Annotated in this window: 14 protein-coding genes and 1 riboswitch; of the genes, 6 read left to right on the top strand and 8 right to left on the bottom strand. The window is 42.4% G+C overall.

The window, feature by feature from the left end; all coding sequences use genetic code 11:
* Positions 1–2: 2 nt before the first annotated feature.
* Both HUZ36_RS08145 and msrA read left to right on the top strand, forming a co-directional pair.
* Positions 3–3,101, top strand: coding sequence for an efflux RND transporter permease subunit (locus HUZ36_RS08145; protein ID WP_128729812.1), 3,099 nt, complete (start codon positions 3–5; stop codon positions 3,099–3,101).
* Positions 3,102–3,635 (top strand): peptide-methionine (S)-S-oxide reductase MsrA, encoded by a 534-nt coding sequence (gene msrA, locus HUZ36_RS08140; RefSeq protein WP_128729811.1) that lies wholly within the window; start codon positions 3,102–3,104, stop codon positions 3,633–3,635.
* Between the two features lie 51 nt (positions 3,636–3,686).
* Here msrA and HUZ36_RS08135 read toward each other — a convergent pair whose 3' ends face one another.
* The 3 genes from HUZ36_RS08135 to HUZ36_RS08125 form a co-directional block, all read right to left on the bottom strand.
* Complete coding sequence (locus HUZ36_RS08135; protein WP_176032557.1) at positions 3,687–4,664, bottom strand: hypothetical protein; 978 nt, start codon at positions 4,662–4,664, stop codon at positions 3,687–3,689.
* 485 nt (positions 4,665–5,149) lie between these two features.
* Positions 5,150–7,012: a TonB-dependent receptor domain-containing protein gene (locus tag HUZ36_RS08130; protein WP_128729810.1), complete on the bottom strand. Its 1,863-nt coding sequence runs from the start codon at positions 7,010–7,012 to the stop codon at positions 5,150–5,152.
* A 46-nt stretch (positions 7,013–7,058) separates the two neighbouring features.
* Positions 7,059–7,284, bottom strand: a riboswitch (cobalamin riboswitch).
* A gap of 93 nt (positions 7,285–7,377) precedes the next feature.
* Positions 7,378–7,860 (bottom strand): YajQ family cyclic di-GMP-binding protein, encoded by a 483-nt coding sequence (locus tag HUZ36_RS08125; RefSeq protein WP_128729809.1) that lies wholly within the window; start codon positions 7,858–7,860, stop codon positions 7,378–7,380.
* Positions 7,861–8,006: 146 nt separating this feature from the next.
* Here HUZ36_RS08125 and HUZ36_RS08120 point away from each other — a divergent pair, with 146 nt between their 5' ends.
* Together HUZ36_RS08120 and HUZ36_RS08115 are read left to right on the top strand one after the other, a co-directional pair.
* The gene (locus HUZ36_RS08120) at positions 8,007–8,357 is read left to right on the top strand and encodes a VanZ family protein (protein ID WP_176032556.1); all 351 of its coding nucleotides are present in this window, start codon (positions 8,007–8,009) and stop codon (positions 8,355–8,357) included.
* Positions 8,350–9,252 (top strand): ketopantoate reductase family protein, encoded by a 903-nt coding sequence (locus HUZ36_RS08115; protein ID WP_176032555.1) that lies wholly within the window; start codon positions 8,350–8,352, stop codon positions 9,250–9,252. The genes HUZ36_RS08120 and HUZ36_RS08115 overlap by 8 nt, the downstream gene beginning before the upstream one ends.
* Before the next feature lie 139 nt (positions 9,253–9,391).
* Here HUZ36_RS08115 and thiI read toward each other — a convergent pair whose 3' ends face one another.
* Both thiI and HUZ36_RS08105 read right to left on the bottom strand, forming a co-directional pair.
* A complete protein-coding gene (gene thiI, locus HUZ36_RS08110) occupies positions 9,392–10,849 on the bottom strand; it encodes a tRNA uracil 4-sulfurtransferase ThiI (protein WP_176032554.1) in 1,458 nt (485 codons plus the stop codon).
* Positions 10,850–11,054: 205 nt separating this feature from the next.
* Complete coding sequence (locus HUZ36_RS08105; protein WP_125253791.1) at positions 11,055–11,711, bottom strand: TetR/AcrR family transcriptional regulator; 657 nt, start codon at positions 11,709–11,711, stop codon at positions 11,055–11,057.
* Positions 11,712–11,885: 174 nt separating this feature from the next.
* Here HUZ36_RS08105 and coaD point away from each other — a divergent pair, with 174 nt between their 5' ends.
* Positions 11,886–12,368 (top strand): pantetheine-phosphate adenylyltransferase, encoded by a 483-nt coding sequence (coaD, locus tag HUZ36_RS08100; RefSeq protein ID WP_125253790.1) that lies wholly within the window; start codon positions 11,886–11,888, stop codon positions 12,366–12,368.
* Positions 12,365–13,723 (top strand): capsule assembly Wzi family protein, encoded by a 1,359-nt coding sequence (locus tag HUZ36_RS08095; RefSeq protein ID WP_176032553.1) that lies wholly within the window; start codon positions 12,365–12,367, stop codon positions 13,721–13,723. Before coaD ends, HUZ36_RS08095 begins: the two co-directional genes overlap by 4 nt.
* 17 nt (positions 13,724–13,740) lie before the next feature.
* On the opposite strand, the gene HUZ36_RS08090 is transcribed toward HUZ36_RS08095, so the two are convergent.
* From HUZ36_RS08090 to argH, 3 genes are all read right to left on the bottom strand, one after another.
* The gene (locus tag HUZ36_RS08090; protein ID WP_147389882.1) at positions 13,741–14,277 is read right to left on the bottom strand and encodes a hypothetical protein; all 537 of its coding nucleotides are present in this window, start codon (positions 14,275–14,277) and stop codon (positions 13,741–13,743) included.
* A gap of 37 nt (positions 14,278–14,314) precedes the next feature.
* Entirely contained in the window at positions 14,315–14,473 is a 159-nt protein-coding gene (locus HUZ36_RS08085) for a hypothetical protein (protein WP_167508256.1), read from the bottom strand.
* 176 nt (positions 14,474–14,649) lie between these two features.
* A complete protein-coding gene (argH, locus tag HUZ36_RS08080) occupies positions 14,650–16,515 on the bottom strand; it encodes an argininosuccinate lyase (RefSeq protein ID WP_147389883.1) in 1,866 nt (621 codons plus the stop codon).
* Position 16,516 lies beyond the last annotated feature (1 nt).

Below are 16,516 nucleotides of genomic sequence, written 5' to 3'. Positions count from 1 at the left end.
GCGTGAAAATCACTGATACGGCGGTTAAACGCCCGATCTTCGCGATCGTAATAAACTTGCTATTACTGACCTTTGGTCTGGTCGCATTTACTATGCTACCGCTTCGAGAGTATCCAGACATTGAAAGCCCCATAGTTAACGTAAGTACTAACTACACGGGCGCTTCTGCGGAAGTCGTGGAGACCAAAATAACCCAAATTCTAGAAAACCATATTTCTGGTATTGAGGGTATAAAAAGTATTAACTCGAGCAGTCGCAACGGTAGCTCAAATATCACCATAGAATTTAACATCGACCGTGACATTGATGCAGCGGCAAATGATGTGCGCGAGCGAGTATCACGAGCACTTGATAGGCTACCAGAACAAGTCAGACCCCCAGAAGTATCTAAGTCCAATAGTGATGATAGCCCCATAGCTTGGTTTGTATTAAACAGTGAAACTATGGATACGTTGCAACTGTCCGATTATGCCCAGCGCTTTATAGTTGACCGCCTCGCTGTTGTTGATGGCGTGTCTAATGTTCGCATTGGTGGCGAGCGTAAATACGCGATGAAAGTTTGGCTCAACAGACAAGCCATGGCGGCTCGAGGGATCACCAGCAGTGACATAGAGCAAGTATTACGTCGAGAGAACGTTGAACTCCCCGCCGGTGAGATTGAGTCTCTTGACCGCGACTTCTCGGTAAGGATTGCCAGAAGTTATAAAACGCAAGACGACTTCAACAACCTTGTTATTAAACGAGGTGAACAAGGTTACTTAGTAAGATTAGGCGAAGTTGCTGATGTACACCTTGAAGCGGCTGATGATGAAAGTACTTTCCGAGGCAATGGTAAAAATATGATTGGCCTTGGGATTGTCAAACAAGCCAAAGCCAACACTTTGGAAGTCGTTGATAATGCGCGTAAAGAGCTTGAAAAAATCAAGCGTAATTTACCGCAAGGTACCACAATCCAAGACAGCTATGACTCTTCTATTTTTATTCGAGAATCTATCACTGAGGTATATCGTACCTTAGCGATTGCCATGATTTTGGTGGTGCTGGTTATTTACATTTTCCTTGGCAATATCCGTGCAACTCTTATTCCCGCTGTGACAGTTCCTGTGGCCCTCGTCGCCACTTTTATGTTCTTACTTGCCATGGGCTACTCCATTAACCTCCTTACCTTGCTTGCACTTGTACTAGCAATTGGCTTAGTGGTTGATGATGCCATTGTAATGCTAGAGAACATTTATCGTCGCATTGAGCTTGGTGAGCCAAAATTACTCGCAGCATACAGAGGGGCACGGGAAGTTGGCTTTGCTATTATCGCCACCACCCTAGTGCTGGTTGCGGTATTTATCCCTCTCGTATTTATGGACGGTCGTATTGGTGCGTTATTCACTGAGTTTGCTTTTGCAGTAAGCGCAGCTGTCTTGTTCTCAAGTATTACCGCGTTAACATTGTCACCAGCGCTGTGTTCCAAGGTATTAAAGCCAAGCAATAAAGAAAACCGCTTTAGTCAGTGGATGGATAATCAGTTTAGTCGACTTGAGCAAGCATACCGTCGTGTATTACAAAGAAACTTGACGCGAAAATATAGTTTGATCGTAATGCTTGCACTAGCTGGATTTACTAGTTACAGCTTATTTCAACAAATCCCATCAGAGCTCACGCCAAAAGAAGATCGCGGTACATTTTTTGTCATGATGAATGGCCCCGAAGGCGCAAGCTATGAAAATAACGCCGAGAATATGGCCAAAATCGAAGAAAGATTGCTGCCATACGTCGAATCCAACGAATTAAGCCGTGTTCTTGTCCGTGTCCCTGGTTGGGGTGGCCAAGGAGGTGTTGCGATTATTGGTATGCCAGACTGGGATGAACGCAAACGCTCAACGTGGGAAGTCATTGATGAAATCAGTGGTAAAATGCAAGAAGTCACTGACATTCGTGCATTTGCCATCATGCGCCGAGGTATTGGTGGCGGTGGCAATGCTCGCCCCATCGAATTTGTGCTTCAAGGAAACGACTACGATGAATTGGCAGCATGGCGCGACCGTATACTTGCCCGAGCACGGGATAACAAAGGACTGGTTCGCTTAGATCATGACTACAAAGAAACTTTCCCGCAGTTTCTGATCAGTATTAATAAAACCAGAGCTGCCGATCTAGGTGTGTCCGTCAATGCAATTGGGCAAACACTAGAAACCATGCTTGGACAACGCCGCGTAACTACCTTTATTGATCGAGGTGAGGAATACGACGTCATTCTAAAAGGTACCAAAGCAGACTTCTCTGCGCCTGACAATATTGCTGATATTTACGTTAAGTCTAGAAGTGATGCGCTGGTGCCTTTAGATAGCTTGATCACGATAAAAGAAGAAGCAACCGCAGCACGACTGAATCGCTATAACCGTATGCGTGCAATCACTATCACCGCCAACCTTGCTGGTAACTATACGCTTGAACAGGCTCTGGACTTTTTAAATAAAGTTGCCGCAGAAGAAAATGACATAGATGGTGCTATTGATTATAAAGGTGAGTCTCAATTATTTTATGAAGGCGCATCAGCAATGACTTACGTCTTTATTCTTGCGCTCACCGTGACTTTCTTGGTCCTAGCGGCACAGTTCGAAAGCTTCGTGCACCCTTTAGTTATCATGTTGACTGTTCCATTGGGGTTAGTCGGTGCTATGTATGGACTATTCTTAACGGATAGTACATTAAATATCTACAGCCAAATTGGCATCGTTATGCTTATTGGGCTAAGTGCTAAAAATGGTATCTTGATCGTTGAATTTGCCAATCAGCTTCGTGATAAAGGAATTGTATTTGAGCAAGCAATAGTCGATGCCGCAGCACAACGACTTAGGCCTATCATTATGACTTCGTTAACCACTGTGATGAGTTCTATTCCGCTGGTGTTTGCTACTGGTCCTGGGTTTGAAAGCCGTATGGTTATTGGCGTCGTGATCTTTGCAGGTGTAAGCGTTGCGACCATTTTAACGTTATTTGTGATCCCAACGGCTTACACTTTACTGGCGAAAAAGACCCAATCTCCAGAAGAGACGAGCAAGCGCCTAGAAGAGCAATCTCAACAATATCCAGAGCAGGAGATGTAGATGGCAAACTTACAAACCGCAACCTTTGGTGGTGGCTGTTTTTGGTGCATTGACGCGGCATTTCGCCGTGTCAGTGGCGTCGAAGCAGTAACATCGGGATATGCTGGCGGTCATACGGATCAGCCTACGTACCAAATGATCTGTCGTGGTGACAGTGGACATGCTGAGGTGGTGCAGCTGCAATTTAATCCTGATAAGGTCAGCTTTATCACACTACTTGAGATGTTTTTTACGCTACATGATCCGACCCAGCTTAACCGTCAAGGCAATGATATAGGTACACAATATCGCAGCGTGGTGTTTTATCACAACGAACAGCAGCAACAGCAAACTCAAGATTATATAGCGCAGCTGCAACCCCAGCTACCTGAGAAAATTGTAACCGAAATAAGTCCAGCTCCGATCTTTTATCCTGCAGAGCAATATCATCAGGACTACTTTACTGAGAATCCAAATCAAGGATATTGCAGTGTGATGATAGCACCCAAGGTTGCCAAGTTCGAAAGCCGATTTGCGGCAAAATTGAAAAACTAAATGACTCGATGTTTAGAAAAGCCGAGTGCGCCATGCACTCGGCAACAGAAACTACGGTAACATAGGTACTGCAAATACATAGAAGCTTGTTTGACCATCCTTAATACGTAGATGCCCTCGCATAACTTCCATCTCTAGGTTTGCTGTATCTCCAGGCCTTAAATTGTCCAGCCCTTTGAGCGGTACAGTCCCAGCCCCGATAAGCTGCACATTGTGTTTAATCACTTGGGGAATATCCTCGCTCATATCCACACCTAGGAACTCAAAGACATCAATTACAATGCGACTAAATTCAGTATAAAGTTTATCAAAGATCCCTGGAGTCAAGCGATCCATCAGATCTAGGATCCATGGTAACTCAACCTCTGTGGTAACCACAGGTTTAAAGCTTGAAATCAAAGGGTCTAACTCAAGCTGCTGAGTTCGCACGTCATACTTACCCTTAATGGTAACATTCTCATTATTAATATGAACATGAATATAGATATTCATACCAAGCTGTTTCTTACGAAATTTGGCGTAAGACTTTAAGTCGAATCCATCAATTAAAACTGGTACTTTATTTTGCCCATCCACACGACCTGCAATTTTCATGTGCATAGTGCCAAATAAGTTTGTGGTGTGGCTAACTTTAGTCGCGCTCGCTTGCGCCGCAACCGTATTTACTATATCTGTGGTTAACTCTTTATAGTTATGCTCAACATTAGAAAATTGCTGATGAATAATCGCTGAGACCTGATCATACATTGCTTTAGGCCCTTGGCTAGAAGTCGTCCTACCTGTAGACCAACATTCCCCTCCAGTATAAATCACAGGCACTGACACAGGGGTCAAATGATCATTACCGGGGTGGCGGTAATACAGCATGCTTCGGATCTGACGGCAAGTCTGGGACTGGGCATTAAACCAGGCAAAATCACCACTCATTGCTTGTGTAGTAACATCGGGTTGTGTCGCTAAATCTACTTCACTGGCATAGGCGGACGTAACCAACCCTAGGCCAACTAGTCCTAATAAAAATGACTTCATACTCTTTTCCTTGAAGTTGTTAAATGCTAGCTCGTCTTTATATTTCAATACCCCTTGCTGTCTAACCAATTTATGCCGTTAAAGATAGCCAATTAACTAAACACTCCAGCTGTAGTAACAAAAAGTTTAACCAATAATAAAAACGAGATTTATTATTAACAAAATTTCACTAAGATTGCTAGTTACAAATGTAATTTGTACCTATTCACTTAATTAAGTGACCTATTCTGAGCCAAGAGATCTTGTCGAGCACCAGGGAGACTTGCTTTCAGCTGTTCTGAGTAAGAAGTTTTTAACGCAATTAGCGTCTGATTTACTCCTTAAACTTGAACTAGTAGTAAGACTAATTGATAACACAACCGAAGCAGCTAACTTTATAGGTAAGAAAAATGAGATTAAAGATTAACCTGATAATCAGGTTAATCTTGATAAAAGTGGATAGACGCGAGCTTTATTTTATCTTCAAGCACGATTGAAGCCTGAGGTTAAAAGCGGTAGCTTACCCCAACGTATGCCTGTCGACCCGGTGGTTTATAACCGAGTAGCGAGCCATCTTTCGCTTCCCCAGCAGTTGCATTGAAATAGCGCTTATCAGTCAGGTTTTCAATGCGTCCTGTTAGTTTGAACCTATCGAAGAAAGTATAGTTTGCAGCTAAATTAAATACGGTATAAGACGGTAACGTTACAGTATATGAGCCTTGGGCTCCCCATACTTTATCGTTGCGCTCACCACGATGCACTAACGTCAGGGTTGCATCCACATCTTGCCATGTTTTACTGATCGTATAGGTCAGCGTGCGTCTAGCACGACGCTGCAATTGCTGCTGTGTTTTTGCATCCTTTGCACTAACGTAACTGGCATTGAGTGTATGTTCAACTCCAAAACTATCTTCAACTTCAACAACTAAATCTGCACCTTCAAAATCAGCCCGTTCAATATTAAACGGTACGTACTTCCAATCGCTATTCGGTTCATAAACGATTTTATCGGTGATGCGATTATCATACACTGCCGCTTCAATTCGAAAACGCTCATCACTATAAGTAACGATGATTTCGCTATTTTTTGCCTCTTCAGGGCTCAGATTAGCGTTAGGTAAATAATACGGGCTATCGATAACAAAAGTCTGAGATAAAGAAGGTGCTCTAAATGCACTACCATGATTGAATTTTACGCTCAGTCCATCCGTAACTTGTTTACCTAGCGCTAAGGTGTAGGTATTTGCTCGACCGTGAAAGTCATAGTCATCAGTTCTTAACACGACCTCTGCTAGCCAGTTTTCATCATTATAAAAACCGCCAAATGCCACTGAGAGATTGTCACGCTCAGATTCTGAAAACGTAGCGGTTGATTCACCAACATCTTCATTTAAAAACGTTATATTACCCGTTAAGCTCAATGCTTCACTGATATGATACTGAGATTGATATTCAAATTGTCCACGCTTTGTTACATAAGCGTTGTCATCAGCACTACTGCCTATTTGAACATTTTGCTCTTTTCCTAGGCTATAAGAAACATGCTGACTAAGTTTTTCGGAACTTCTTTTCCATGCTAATTTATTGGTATAGTTATGAAAACGGTAGGCATCACTTCCCCAAGCATCGTATTCACCTTCACCCTCACTGTACTGTGAGCGAAGGCTAAAAATACCACTTTGCTCATCACCATACTGTAAAGTTAAGCCTGCGTTACCGTTATAATAACCATCGCGGTCATGGTTTTTACCGACGATAGCCTGAGGATCTTTTTCAATTACGTCATAGCCATCAGTATGGCTATACCCCGCATTAGCTGACAGAGTGAACTTATCTTTTTTATAGCTTGCTGTTGCTTCAATATCAGAATAATTGTGACTACCCGATGTTAACGTAATGGTGTTGTGGTTACCTTCACGACTGATAATATTAATCACACCAGCAATCGCATCAGAACCATAAATTGCCGCCTTCGCACCACGAATGATTTCAATTCTTTCAATACTATTTAATGGAATATTCGTTAACGAATTATCACCCGAGTTAGCGTCAGTAACTCGTACACCATCAACTAAAACCAAGGTATGCTTGGCATCATTACCGCGTAAAAATAAGCTCACGCTTTGGCCGAAACCACCATTTCTCACGGCCTGAATACCGGCGACATTGTCAAGTAATGAAACCACATCTTGCACATTGCTTTTTTCGATGTCGCTACGACTGATCACCGAGATCGCGGCAAGTGCACTTTCAAGTGGCTGTTCAAATTTGTTCGCCGTGACTGTGATGTGTTCAATATTTTGATCTGCAAATACAGAAAAAGAGAGCGCCGCAGTGATGGCTGCGCTTAGAGCAGTTTTATTTAACATGGTTTCCCCTAACTTGTACCCACCGTACAAGAACACAAAGTGACTGTCTCAAGGCCGGTCTCCGGGCTCAGTTAACTTGGATTTGCATATTAACTCTACCGTTGCGGGGGCAGCGCAGGCATTGAACCGATCCACACTAAATAATACACCTGATTGTGATACTTTCGCGTACCTAGTATCAAGACTATTTAGTTGTTCCCTTGTGTTCGCACCAACTTCCCGATTATCTATGCACTTGGCAACCAAACTAGGTTGTGCATAGCACCTTGAAAATTCGTGGCTATTGTCTTGGGTTTAGAAGGAATTGTCAATGGACGTCTAGAAATCTAAAAGTGCAGCGTGCTGCACTTTTAACATAGGCAAGGTTAATCGCGGAAGTTTTTAAACTGGAAAGGCTGTCCTAGCTCTGCGCCACGGATAAGCTGCATAGTTTCTTGTAAGTCATCACGCTTTTTACCAGTTACACGAACTGTATCACCTTGAATTGAGGCCTGAACTTTAACTTTTGAGTCTTTGATCAACTTGACTAGCTTTTTCGCCATGTCTTTATCGATCCCTTGTTTAAGGGCAACTTTACGTGACACATATTTGCCCGAACGCTCAATGTCTTTTAATTCAAAACTTGCTACATCTAAACCACGTTTGGCTGCTTTGCCAACAAGCATATCAAACAACTGCATTACTTGTTGTTCTGCTTCAGCTTTTAGGTTGATCACCTCTCCTGTTAACTCAATAGAGGCATCAACACCACGAAAGTCAAATCGAGTATCAAGTTCACGAACCGCGTTGTCTACGGTATTTTTTGCTTCTGTCATTTCTATTTCAGATACAATATCAAATGAAGGCATGCTTCTCTCCTAAAGTCGTTTTGGCTGGATTATAACAGTTTATACTCTGTTTGAGTTATTTTAAGTTTTTACCCTATGTATGTTCACCCAATGGCCAGTTTTCAATGTTATACTGCCGACTTAGTCATGTAGAAGTGGAATGAATTGTGACACGGCGCGTTTATAAAACCTTGCTAATTATTTCTTTAATCATATGTACTGTGCTATTTGCTAAGGAAGTGAGCTTGTCTCCAAGGCTATTTCCACATGTCGATAAAGTAGCGCATTTTGGTGTCTTTTTTATACTCGCTTTTATCTCGCACCACGCATTTAAGTTTAAGGTTTGGTTTCACTTACTCCTGCTTTCTTTATACGGTGCGGGAATAGAGTGGATGCAAGACTCACTGCCCTACCGTCAAGCATCAACAGCAGATTTTATTGCTGATGTTGCCGGTGCGCTCAGCTACTTTGTGTTATTTTATTTTTGGGCGCGCTGGCGTAAAAAGCAACATGGCTAGTATCCACATTGTTGGTGATGGTGCGATAGGCTTGCTACTGGCTCAACATCTGAGTCAGTCTCATCACGTAACCTTGATCACACGAACAAAACGTGCTGTAACCTACCACTACCAGCAACAAAGTGACACTCAAGTAATAGCATGCCAACATACACTATCAACTGAGATCCCAGCAAAAAGCATAGACACCCTGATTATTCCTGTTAAGGCTTACCAAGTCGTTGACGCTATCACTGAGCTCTACCCAAAGCTATCTGCACATGGCAGCTTGATCTTAAGCCATAATGGCATGGTTGATTGCTCAAAAGAACTGGCAAAATTAGGTAGCAATCAGTCAGCTTACTTTTTAAGTACCTCTATTGCAGGATACAAGATTAAAGATACGGTATACCATACAGGCCAAGGAGCGACTTGGTTTGGCCCTCTAAATTTGTCAGCTCAATGTCATTATCAAAAGCTATTTTCACAGCTGTTTGGCACATTCAAAAATGCTCAAACCACTTCTGACATCATGCCAATCCTTTGGCGAAAGCTCGCTATAAATATTGCTATTAACCCATTAAGCGCACTTGAACAAATCAAAAATGGTCAGCTCAGGCAGCCCAAATATGCGGCCAGAATACTCAATTTAATGAATGAAGTACAGTTTATAGCTGCAAAAGCTGGGGTTAACGTAGCACTGAACGAGTTACTGACGCTTGCCTACACCGTGATGATGCAAACAGCAGAAAATCGCTCTTCGATGAATCAGGATATCGCGAATAATAGACGCAGTGAAATTGATGCCATGTGTGGATATATCTGCAAGTTAGCTGCGAAGCAACATATTACCGTTCCTTATAATCAGCAACTGCTCGACGAAGTAAAGAAATGTGAGTTGAATACCTCAGTATAAAAACCTATCCACGCTCTGCTGGCAACTTAACGTTTATGTCGTTCACCAACAATAATTACGCTATTCATCTATTGGGTGAGCCGCATGCTCACCCAACACGATAATACTAGTTAAGCTAATCGGTATAAGGTTCTTTATTTTAAGGACGATACACCTTTACATTGGTGTAGCCATTTTCATGCAAAATAAGCGCTTGTAGTTGGCTCATTACGCCTTTGGCGCAATATAAATAGTATTCTTTATCTTGTGGTAAATCGCCAAATTTGGTGGCTAACCTAAAGAAAGGTAAATGAATGACCTCAGCGCCTTCGAGTTCTAGCGGGTTTGCATCTTCTTCATCTGGAGAGCGAATATCCAGCACTACCGCGTTGTCGGGTAATTCGCTTACCGACTCAGCCTCTTTGACCTCTTCTTTTGCTTCAACTTCAATGTCACGAATACCTTTCACTGTGGCATTTGAAACCACGGTGTTTAACACATCAAAATCAAACTTTTCTTCTTCCGCTAAAATTTTATCAAGCTGTGCTTTGACCGTCGGTTTTTTAGAGATCACACCGCAGTATTCCGGCATCGCTTCAGCCATTTCATTGGTACCAATAGCACGCGCGATACGAATGATTTCTTCTTTATCATGCTGGATGAGCGGTCGTAGGATAAGCATTTCGGTAACACGGTCAATGACATTGAGGTTAGCCAGTGTTTGACTTGATACCTGGCCGATACTCTCACCGGTCACAATTGCAGGGATCCCCAAACGTTCTGCAACCACGGTACCAGCGCGCATCATCATGCGCTTCAGAACCACGCCCATCTGCCCACTTTCGACGTTTTCAAGAATTTCAGCAACAACAGGTTCAAAGTCAACCGTGATAAACTTCACTTTATGCGTTGAGCTAAACTGTTTCCATAAATAATGGCTCACTTGCTTAACCCCTATCTCATGCGCCGCGCCGCCCAAGTTGAAGAATAAGAAGTGAGTACGCGCCCCTTTTCTCATCATTTGATAGGTCGCAACACCTGAGTCAAAACCACCGGAAATCAAAGAAAGCACATCTTCTTGCGTTGGCAATGGGAAACCACCCAAACCAAAATGCTGATGGCGGACGATATAAGCTTTATCGTCTTTAATTTCAATTTTTACCGTCACATCTGGTTTTTTCAACCTAACACTTGCGCCCTCAATGTTTTGGTTTAATCCCCCCCCGACATAACGCTCGACATCGCTTGATGTAAATTCATGCTGACCTTGGCGTTTTACGCGAACGCAGAAAGTTTTACCTACAATTAGTGGTGCAACTAGTGCAAGCGTTTGCTGATAGATATCATCAAGCGTTTCAAACTGGGTCTCTTGCACCTCAATAAATTGCACGATCCCAGGTGTGCGCTTGAGATTATCAATTAACGCCAAGCGCGTTTTTTCATCATCGAGCTGACTGGTCACTGAGATGTTGTCCCAGTTATTTTTAACTTTTACGTTTTCGTCAACACGCACCAACAGCATTTTGATGTTTTTCTCTAATACTTTGGTGAAGCGCTTACGGACAGATTTGCTCTTAATAGCAATTTCAGGGTGTAATTTGACGATAAATTTAAGCATAAAAGTCACTCTACTACAGGTCGATTATCGGTTGCGATGCTGCTTCGATTTGACCAAAGAGGACGATATCGTGGCGCACACCGGCCGAGGGACGGTTCGGGCGCGCGAGTATATCAAATTCAGAAGCGATTAGGAAATAATCAACGTATTTACTATCAATCTTCACGTGCAATAGCGAAACCTAGCTCTGTCACTTTGATAATAATTAAGCAATACTTGGTAAGCTTGCCTCAGCTAATGCCTGATAATGTTGCTGTAATTGCGTTATTTTCGGCATACTCATTTGCGTCGCATAAGGTTTAAATAACATGAGCACCTTGACGATGCCGTTGTATATATCTTGCTGTTCTAACACGCCCGTCATTCGCCTTGCTTTCACATAAGGCGTCCAAAAGCTCACGGTCATTTTTAGCATATGGGCGAGCTCTTTTGCATCAGCGTCATTAATCGTGATAACCCCCGACTCTCTCAGCCCAATCACCACCGCTTTTACTTGCTCTAGTAGGCGAGCTTGAAACGCAATATAGTTTTTCTTTAGCTCATCATCTTTGGCTAAAATATCTGTCAAATTGTCATAGAAGAAATGATAGCGCCACATTAAGTCAAACAATGAGTCTAGGTAGAGCGTTAGTTGCTCAAGCGGCTCACTATGTTGCTCTAAAGGCTTAAAGTGTGTATTTAAATGCTCGCTATACAGTGCGAATATCTGCCTGATAATGTCTTCTTTATTTTTAAAATGATAATACAAATTGCCTGGGCTAATACCTAAACTAGAAGCAATATGGTTGGTCGTAATAGCGCGCTCTCCATGCAAGTTAAATAAAGCAATGCTGGTACGGATTATTTTTTCCTTGGTATTCATTACAATTCTCTATGATTGTTGAAACTTACTGAGCCCTATCATTTTCGTCTTGAGCGCCCTTGATAAAAGTAGCACTAATTTTACCCTGAGATAAGCACCATGCCGACAGAGCTGACCAGTGTTTTTTGAAAAAAACCTTGCTACCATACAAAAAAATTCAACACAGTTATGCTCATGAAAGTCACAGCACTCTACCCAGGTACATTTGATCCATTAACCAATGGACATGAAGATTTGATTAAACGAGCCGCAAAGATGTTTGATACTGTCATCTTAGCCATTGCCCACAATCCAAATAAAAAGCCATGCTTCTCTTTGGAACAACGTGTTGCTTTAGCTCAAGAAATTTTAAAATCGCACGAAAATGTAAAAGTCATTGGATTTTCTGGTTTATTGGTAGATTTAGCTAAAGAACAACAAGCCAACGTTTTGATCCGTGGCATTAGAGCGGTATCTGACTTCGACTATGAATTTCAATTGGCAAATATGAACCGTCGATTACACCCAGATTTAGAAAGCGTGTTTTTAACGCCATCTGAAAAGAATTCATTTATCTCATCAACTTTGGTAAAAGAAGTTGCCCTTCACAAAGGTAATGTCAGTGAGTTTGTTCACCCACTGGTCGCCAACGCGTTAGAGGAAAAATTACACGGATGAAAAAAAGCCTATTATCCCTTGCTGTATTGATGGGTACATGTGCTCATGCCTCACCATGGATAGAAGTATCCCAGAGTGAGCTTAAACATAGTATAGACCTGCTCGTTGCGCAGGGAGTGATCAATCGCCCAGTGAATCAATACCCGCTACTGTGGAGCGGAATTGTCAATGATCTTGCAAGTGTTGATGATCGTAACTTATCGCAAACTGCAAGCTTCGCGTTAGCCCACCTGCGCCATGCACTAAAGCAAGCAAAAAGAGAACGCTATAGTAGTGTAACTGCTCACTTTAATGGTGCTGACGTACGCTCAACCGGGTTTGGACAACGTCATGATGCTCGTTCTGGGGTACGCAGCTTTGGGATCATCACCGGCAAGTCTGTCAGTGCCAAGGTAGCGGTTAACTACACAGATGAAGGCCAAGATGGTAAATATGTGAATCATCATGGTAGCCATATGGCAGTGCTATTTGGTAATTGGTCACTCAGTGCTGAGCGCTTAAGTTACTGGTGGGGGCCAAGCAATGAAAATACGCTGATGCTTTCTAATAATGCAGCACCGATGAAAGCAATCCGCTTAAGTCGAGCAAATAATAACTATAGTGGCCCAAGTTTTCTGTCTTTTGTAGGGCCTTGGCAAGTAACCGCTATCATGGCAAAACAGCGCCCAACCATCAGCAACAAAAAAGAAGGTGATTTCTGGGGATTTCGAGCCGCAGCTTTTCCTATTCAAGGGTTGGAGCTGGGCTTTAGTACCACCTACAGTGATTTTGTGTATCAACAACAAAACCTTGAAAGTGAAAAGCAATCACAACGACTCACCAGTGTTGATATAAAGTACTCCACTCGCTTAGGCGACAGACCATTTGCATTTTATGGTGAATTTGCGGGAGGAAACGACAGTGGCGCTTTGCCAGATGAGCCAATGTTTACCTTAGGAGTAGAGAGCTACTGGGGTAACACAACTCACCGCCTAAAAGGCTTTGTTGAGTATTCAGATACCAATATTGAGTGCAAAGATGCCCTCACTCTGTCACTTTGCCCAAGAGATAATAGCCTCGACTTAGCGAATTACCAAGAGCGAGGCTTATGGCTTGGCGCCAGCACAGGACTAGGCGCAAAAAGTATCACGGTTGCGCTAGACTATTTTAGTACCAATGGCGTAGGTGCCTATGCAAAATTAAAGCGCATTGATTATGAAACTCAAGACCTCGAACGAAACCAGTTGGAGCTTGGGTATCAACAAGGTGTATTTGGTACACTTGCTAAAGTTGGTGTAACTGCTTGGCAAGATAAATCTTTAGCAGAAGATGATAGTCATGCTGCTTTGACATTAAGCGTCGAGTATCAATTTTAATGAGCGGCTAAAGCCGCTCATTTATTTTCATTCGCGTAATCAGGCATACCAAGTCGGTTTATTCTGGCCATTAGCTTTTTCAGCCCAAGCCAATCTTTATCAATAATCAAAGTAATGACAATCGCGCAATCACAAACTAACACAGCAACGGAATAAACACTCCAAAACCACCACTGCTCGCGGGTCTCAAATACCCCTAAATCTATATATAACCCCAAATAAAGTAGCGAGTTAATCGCTAGAAACAAAAAGACATAGTGCAGCGCAGTACACCATGGTACTTTCAGCTTATAATTTATCCCGATTAATAAAACAATGGTAAGTAGGTCATAAAAAAACCACAGTAGATAGAGAGTGTGATCAGCTTGGGTTAAATCAAGGAAAACGTTACTACCCAAGTAAGACAGCGCAACAATGCCACTGGTAACAATTAAAGAAAGGTTATCTTTTATCTTCAGTAAAAAAAACAGTAAATTTAATAGGAAGCCGGTCACAAGACCGACCACCACTATCGAGTCAAAGAAGATACCAATTTTTGTAAGATCAAAATACATAGATTATTTTGATCAGGACTCGACTTTTTTCTATACATTAGCAGAATCTTGGATCCTTAATAAGGATACCGCCACCGCCGCGAGCACCTGATACTTTACCTAAAACAGACTCAGTTAAAATTACCTTATCAGAAAGTAACTTTACTTGACTAGTTGTTTTTGCTTGGTTTTTTCTAGCTAAGATGGCTTTTTTCATGATTTCCCTCAAAAATACAAAATATCAATTCAACTCCTAAACAGAGTCGTCTACAAAATTATCAGGAAATATCAAGCACACAACATGCCAACATTTACACAAAATTAACATAAAACAAGTCAACTTATAAAAAACGCGCCAAATAATGCGCGCCCTTACCCAATACCTGATGACTATTAAGCCACAAATTTACATGGAATACTTAAGCTAGATGATTGTTTTATAATGAAATCCATAGCAATTTCATCACAATTATCTTTTCGCAAGCACAGCTCGCAATCCTTCATGACTTTTTCAGGCAAACTGTCTTTAGTACAGTTATTAAAACCTTGCTTTGTGAAAAAACCTGGCACTCTAGTGAGTACGATTATCCGATTAAGCGCCAACTTTTTGGCTTTCTCTAATAAGTGCTCAACCAACCTTTGACCTTGCCCCTTCACATTGCAATTGGGATTCACCCCCAAAGAGCGGATCTCAGCAAGCCCAGTGTCATAGATATATAACGATGCACATCCTGTCACTTTGCCGTCAACTTCAGTCACTGCAAACTCATTAATACTATGGATCATGTCACTCTTGGCTCGAGGTAGGTTTTCCCCCACCTTTGCCCAGTACTGTATAAGCTCCGCTATCGCTTCGACATCATCTAAATTGGCATCACGAACTTGAATTTTTCGCTTTTTTTTTGCCGCTTTAATCGCTTTTGTCACTTGCGGCAAAGAAGTGCCGCCTAATGCTTGGCGGGCGGCAATACATGCGTCAATTTCAAGTACAGGATATACATCTTTTTCGATCACTGAACATACCTGCTGAAACTCTTCGATACTCAAGTTCTCAAGATTTTGTCCTTTGCTAATTGCTAACTGCACTAACTCCCCAACAATATGATGACCTTCTCTAAAGGGGATCCCTTTAGCAACAAGATAGTCAGCCAGCTCAGTTGCGTTAGCATGTCCTCCTTTGGCTGCTGCAAGCGTTTTGTCACCATTGACTTTAATGCCTTTTACACACGCTTCAGCCATATGAATACAGGCAAGCCAAGTCGGCATGGCATCAAATAAACCTTCTTTGTCTTCCTGCATATCTTTATTGTATGCAAGTGGTAGTGCTTTTAATGTCATCATCATGGCACTGAATGCACCAAAAACTCGCCCTGTTTTGCCACGGATTAACTCCAATGCGTCAGGGTTCTTTTTTTGAGGCATAAGAGATGAGCCTGAAGTTACACTATCCGCCAGCTCTATAAACCCTGACTCACCAGAATTGTAAAAAATCAAATCTTCAGAAAAACGGGATAAATGTATCATTGAGATAGAAGCACAGCTTAGCAACTCAACGACAAAGTCCCGGTCAGATACCGCATCTAAACTATTGCGAGCAGCTTCTCTAAACCCAAGGTTGACCGCCAGTGCTTGACGGTCAATGGGATACGCAGTGCCAGCTAGTGCGCCTGAGCCTAAAGGGCACACGTTCAAGCGATCTAAAGCATCATGCAGCCGTGACTCATCTCGCTCAATCATTTCTACATACGCCATACACCAATGACTAAATAAAACTGGCTGTGCACGCTGCAAATGAGTATAACCTGGCAAAATGGTACCTAACTCTTGCTCAGCCAGCGTGACTAGTGCCTGTTTAAGCCCGCTCAACGCATTTAGTAGCTGCTGCGCCGTTTTTCGACTCCACAATCTAAAATCAGTCGCTACCTGATCATTACGGCTTCGCCCTGTGTGCAGCTTTTTACCTAAATCGCCAACTTTGTCGATTAGTTTAGCTTCAACATACGAATGAATATCTTCATATCCAGCCCTTGCAACGCTATGAGGATCAGCAAGCACCTCATCCAACAGTAGCTTAAGTGCTGAAACAATCTGCTGGTGCTCACCTTCACTTAATATGTCAACCTGCTTCAGTGCTCCAGCCCAAGCGATAGAACCAACAATATCTTGTTCTGCCAACTGATAGTCAAATGGCAAAGAATCATTAAATTGCTTAAATGCTTCATCAGGACCTGATGAAAAACGGCCGCCCCATAATGCCATT

The sequence above is a fragment of the Pseudoalteromonas sp. McH1-7 genome (genome assembly GCF_013366255.1).
In the GTDB taxonomy this organism is placed as follows: domain Bacteria; phylum Pseudomonadota; class Gammaproteobacteria; order Enterobacterales; family Alteromonadaceae; genus Pseudoalteromonas; species Pseudoalteromonas peptidolytica.
The sequence above is the reverse complement of the archived record's forward strand: the minus strand, read 5'-3'. Positions and strand labels throughout refer to the sequence as shown.

Coding starts and splice junctions, on each gene's coding strand:
- HUZ36_RS08135 (WP_176032557.1), bottom strand. CDS start 4,664: ATGAAGTCATTTTTATTAGGACTAGTTGGCCTAGGGTTGGTTACGTCC.
- HUZ36_RS08105 (WP_125253791.1), bottom strand. CDS start 11,711: ATGAATACCAAGGAAAAAATAATCCGTACCAGCATTGCTTTATTTAAC.
- HUZ36_RS08095 (WP_176032553.1), top strand. CDS start 12,365: ATGAAAAAAAGCCTATTATCCCTTGCTGTATTGATGGGTACATGTGCT.
- HUZ36_RS08115 (WP_176032555.1), top strand. CDS start 8,350: ATGGCTAGTATCCACATTGTTGGTGATGGTGCGATAGGCTTGCTACTG.
- msrA (WP_128729811.1), top strand. CDS start 3,102: ATGGCAAACTTACAAACCGCAACCTTTGGTGGTGGCTGTTTTTGGTGC.
- coaD (WP_125253790.1), top strand. CDS start 11,886: ATGAAAGTCACAGCACTCTACCCAGGTACATTTGATCCATTAACCAAT.
- HUZ36_RS08085 (WP_167508256.1), bottom strand. CDS start 14,473: ATGAAAAAAGCCATCTTAGCTAGAAAAAACCAAGCAAAAACAACTAGT.
- HUZ36_RS08130 (WP_128729810.1), bottom strand. CDS start 7,012: ATGTTAAATAAAACTGCTCTAAGCGCAGCCATCACTGCGGCGCTCTCT.
- HUZ36_RS08125 (WP_128729809.1), bottom strand. CDS start 7,860: ATGCCTTCATTTGATATTGTATCTGAAATAGAAATGACAGAAGCAAAA.
- HUZ36_RS08090 (WP_147389882.1), bottom strand. CDS start 14,277: ATGTATTTTGATCTTACAAAAATTGGTATCTTCTTTGACTCGATAGTG.
- argH (WP_147389883.1), bottom strand. CDS start 16,515: ATGGCATTATGGGGCGGCCGTTTTTCATCAGGTCCTGATGAAGCATTT.
- thiI (WP_176032554.1), bottom strand. CDS start 10,849: ATGCTTAAATTTATCGTCAAATTACACCCTGAAATTGCTATTAAGAGC.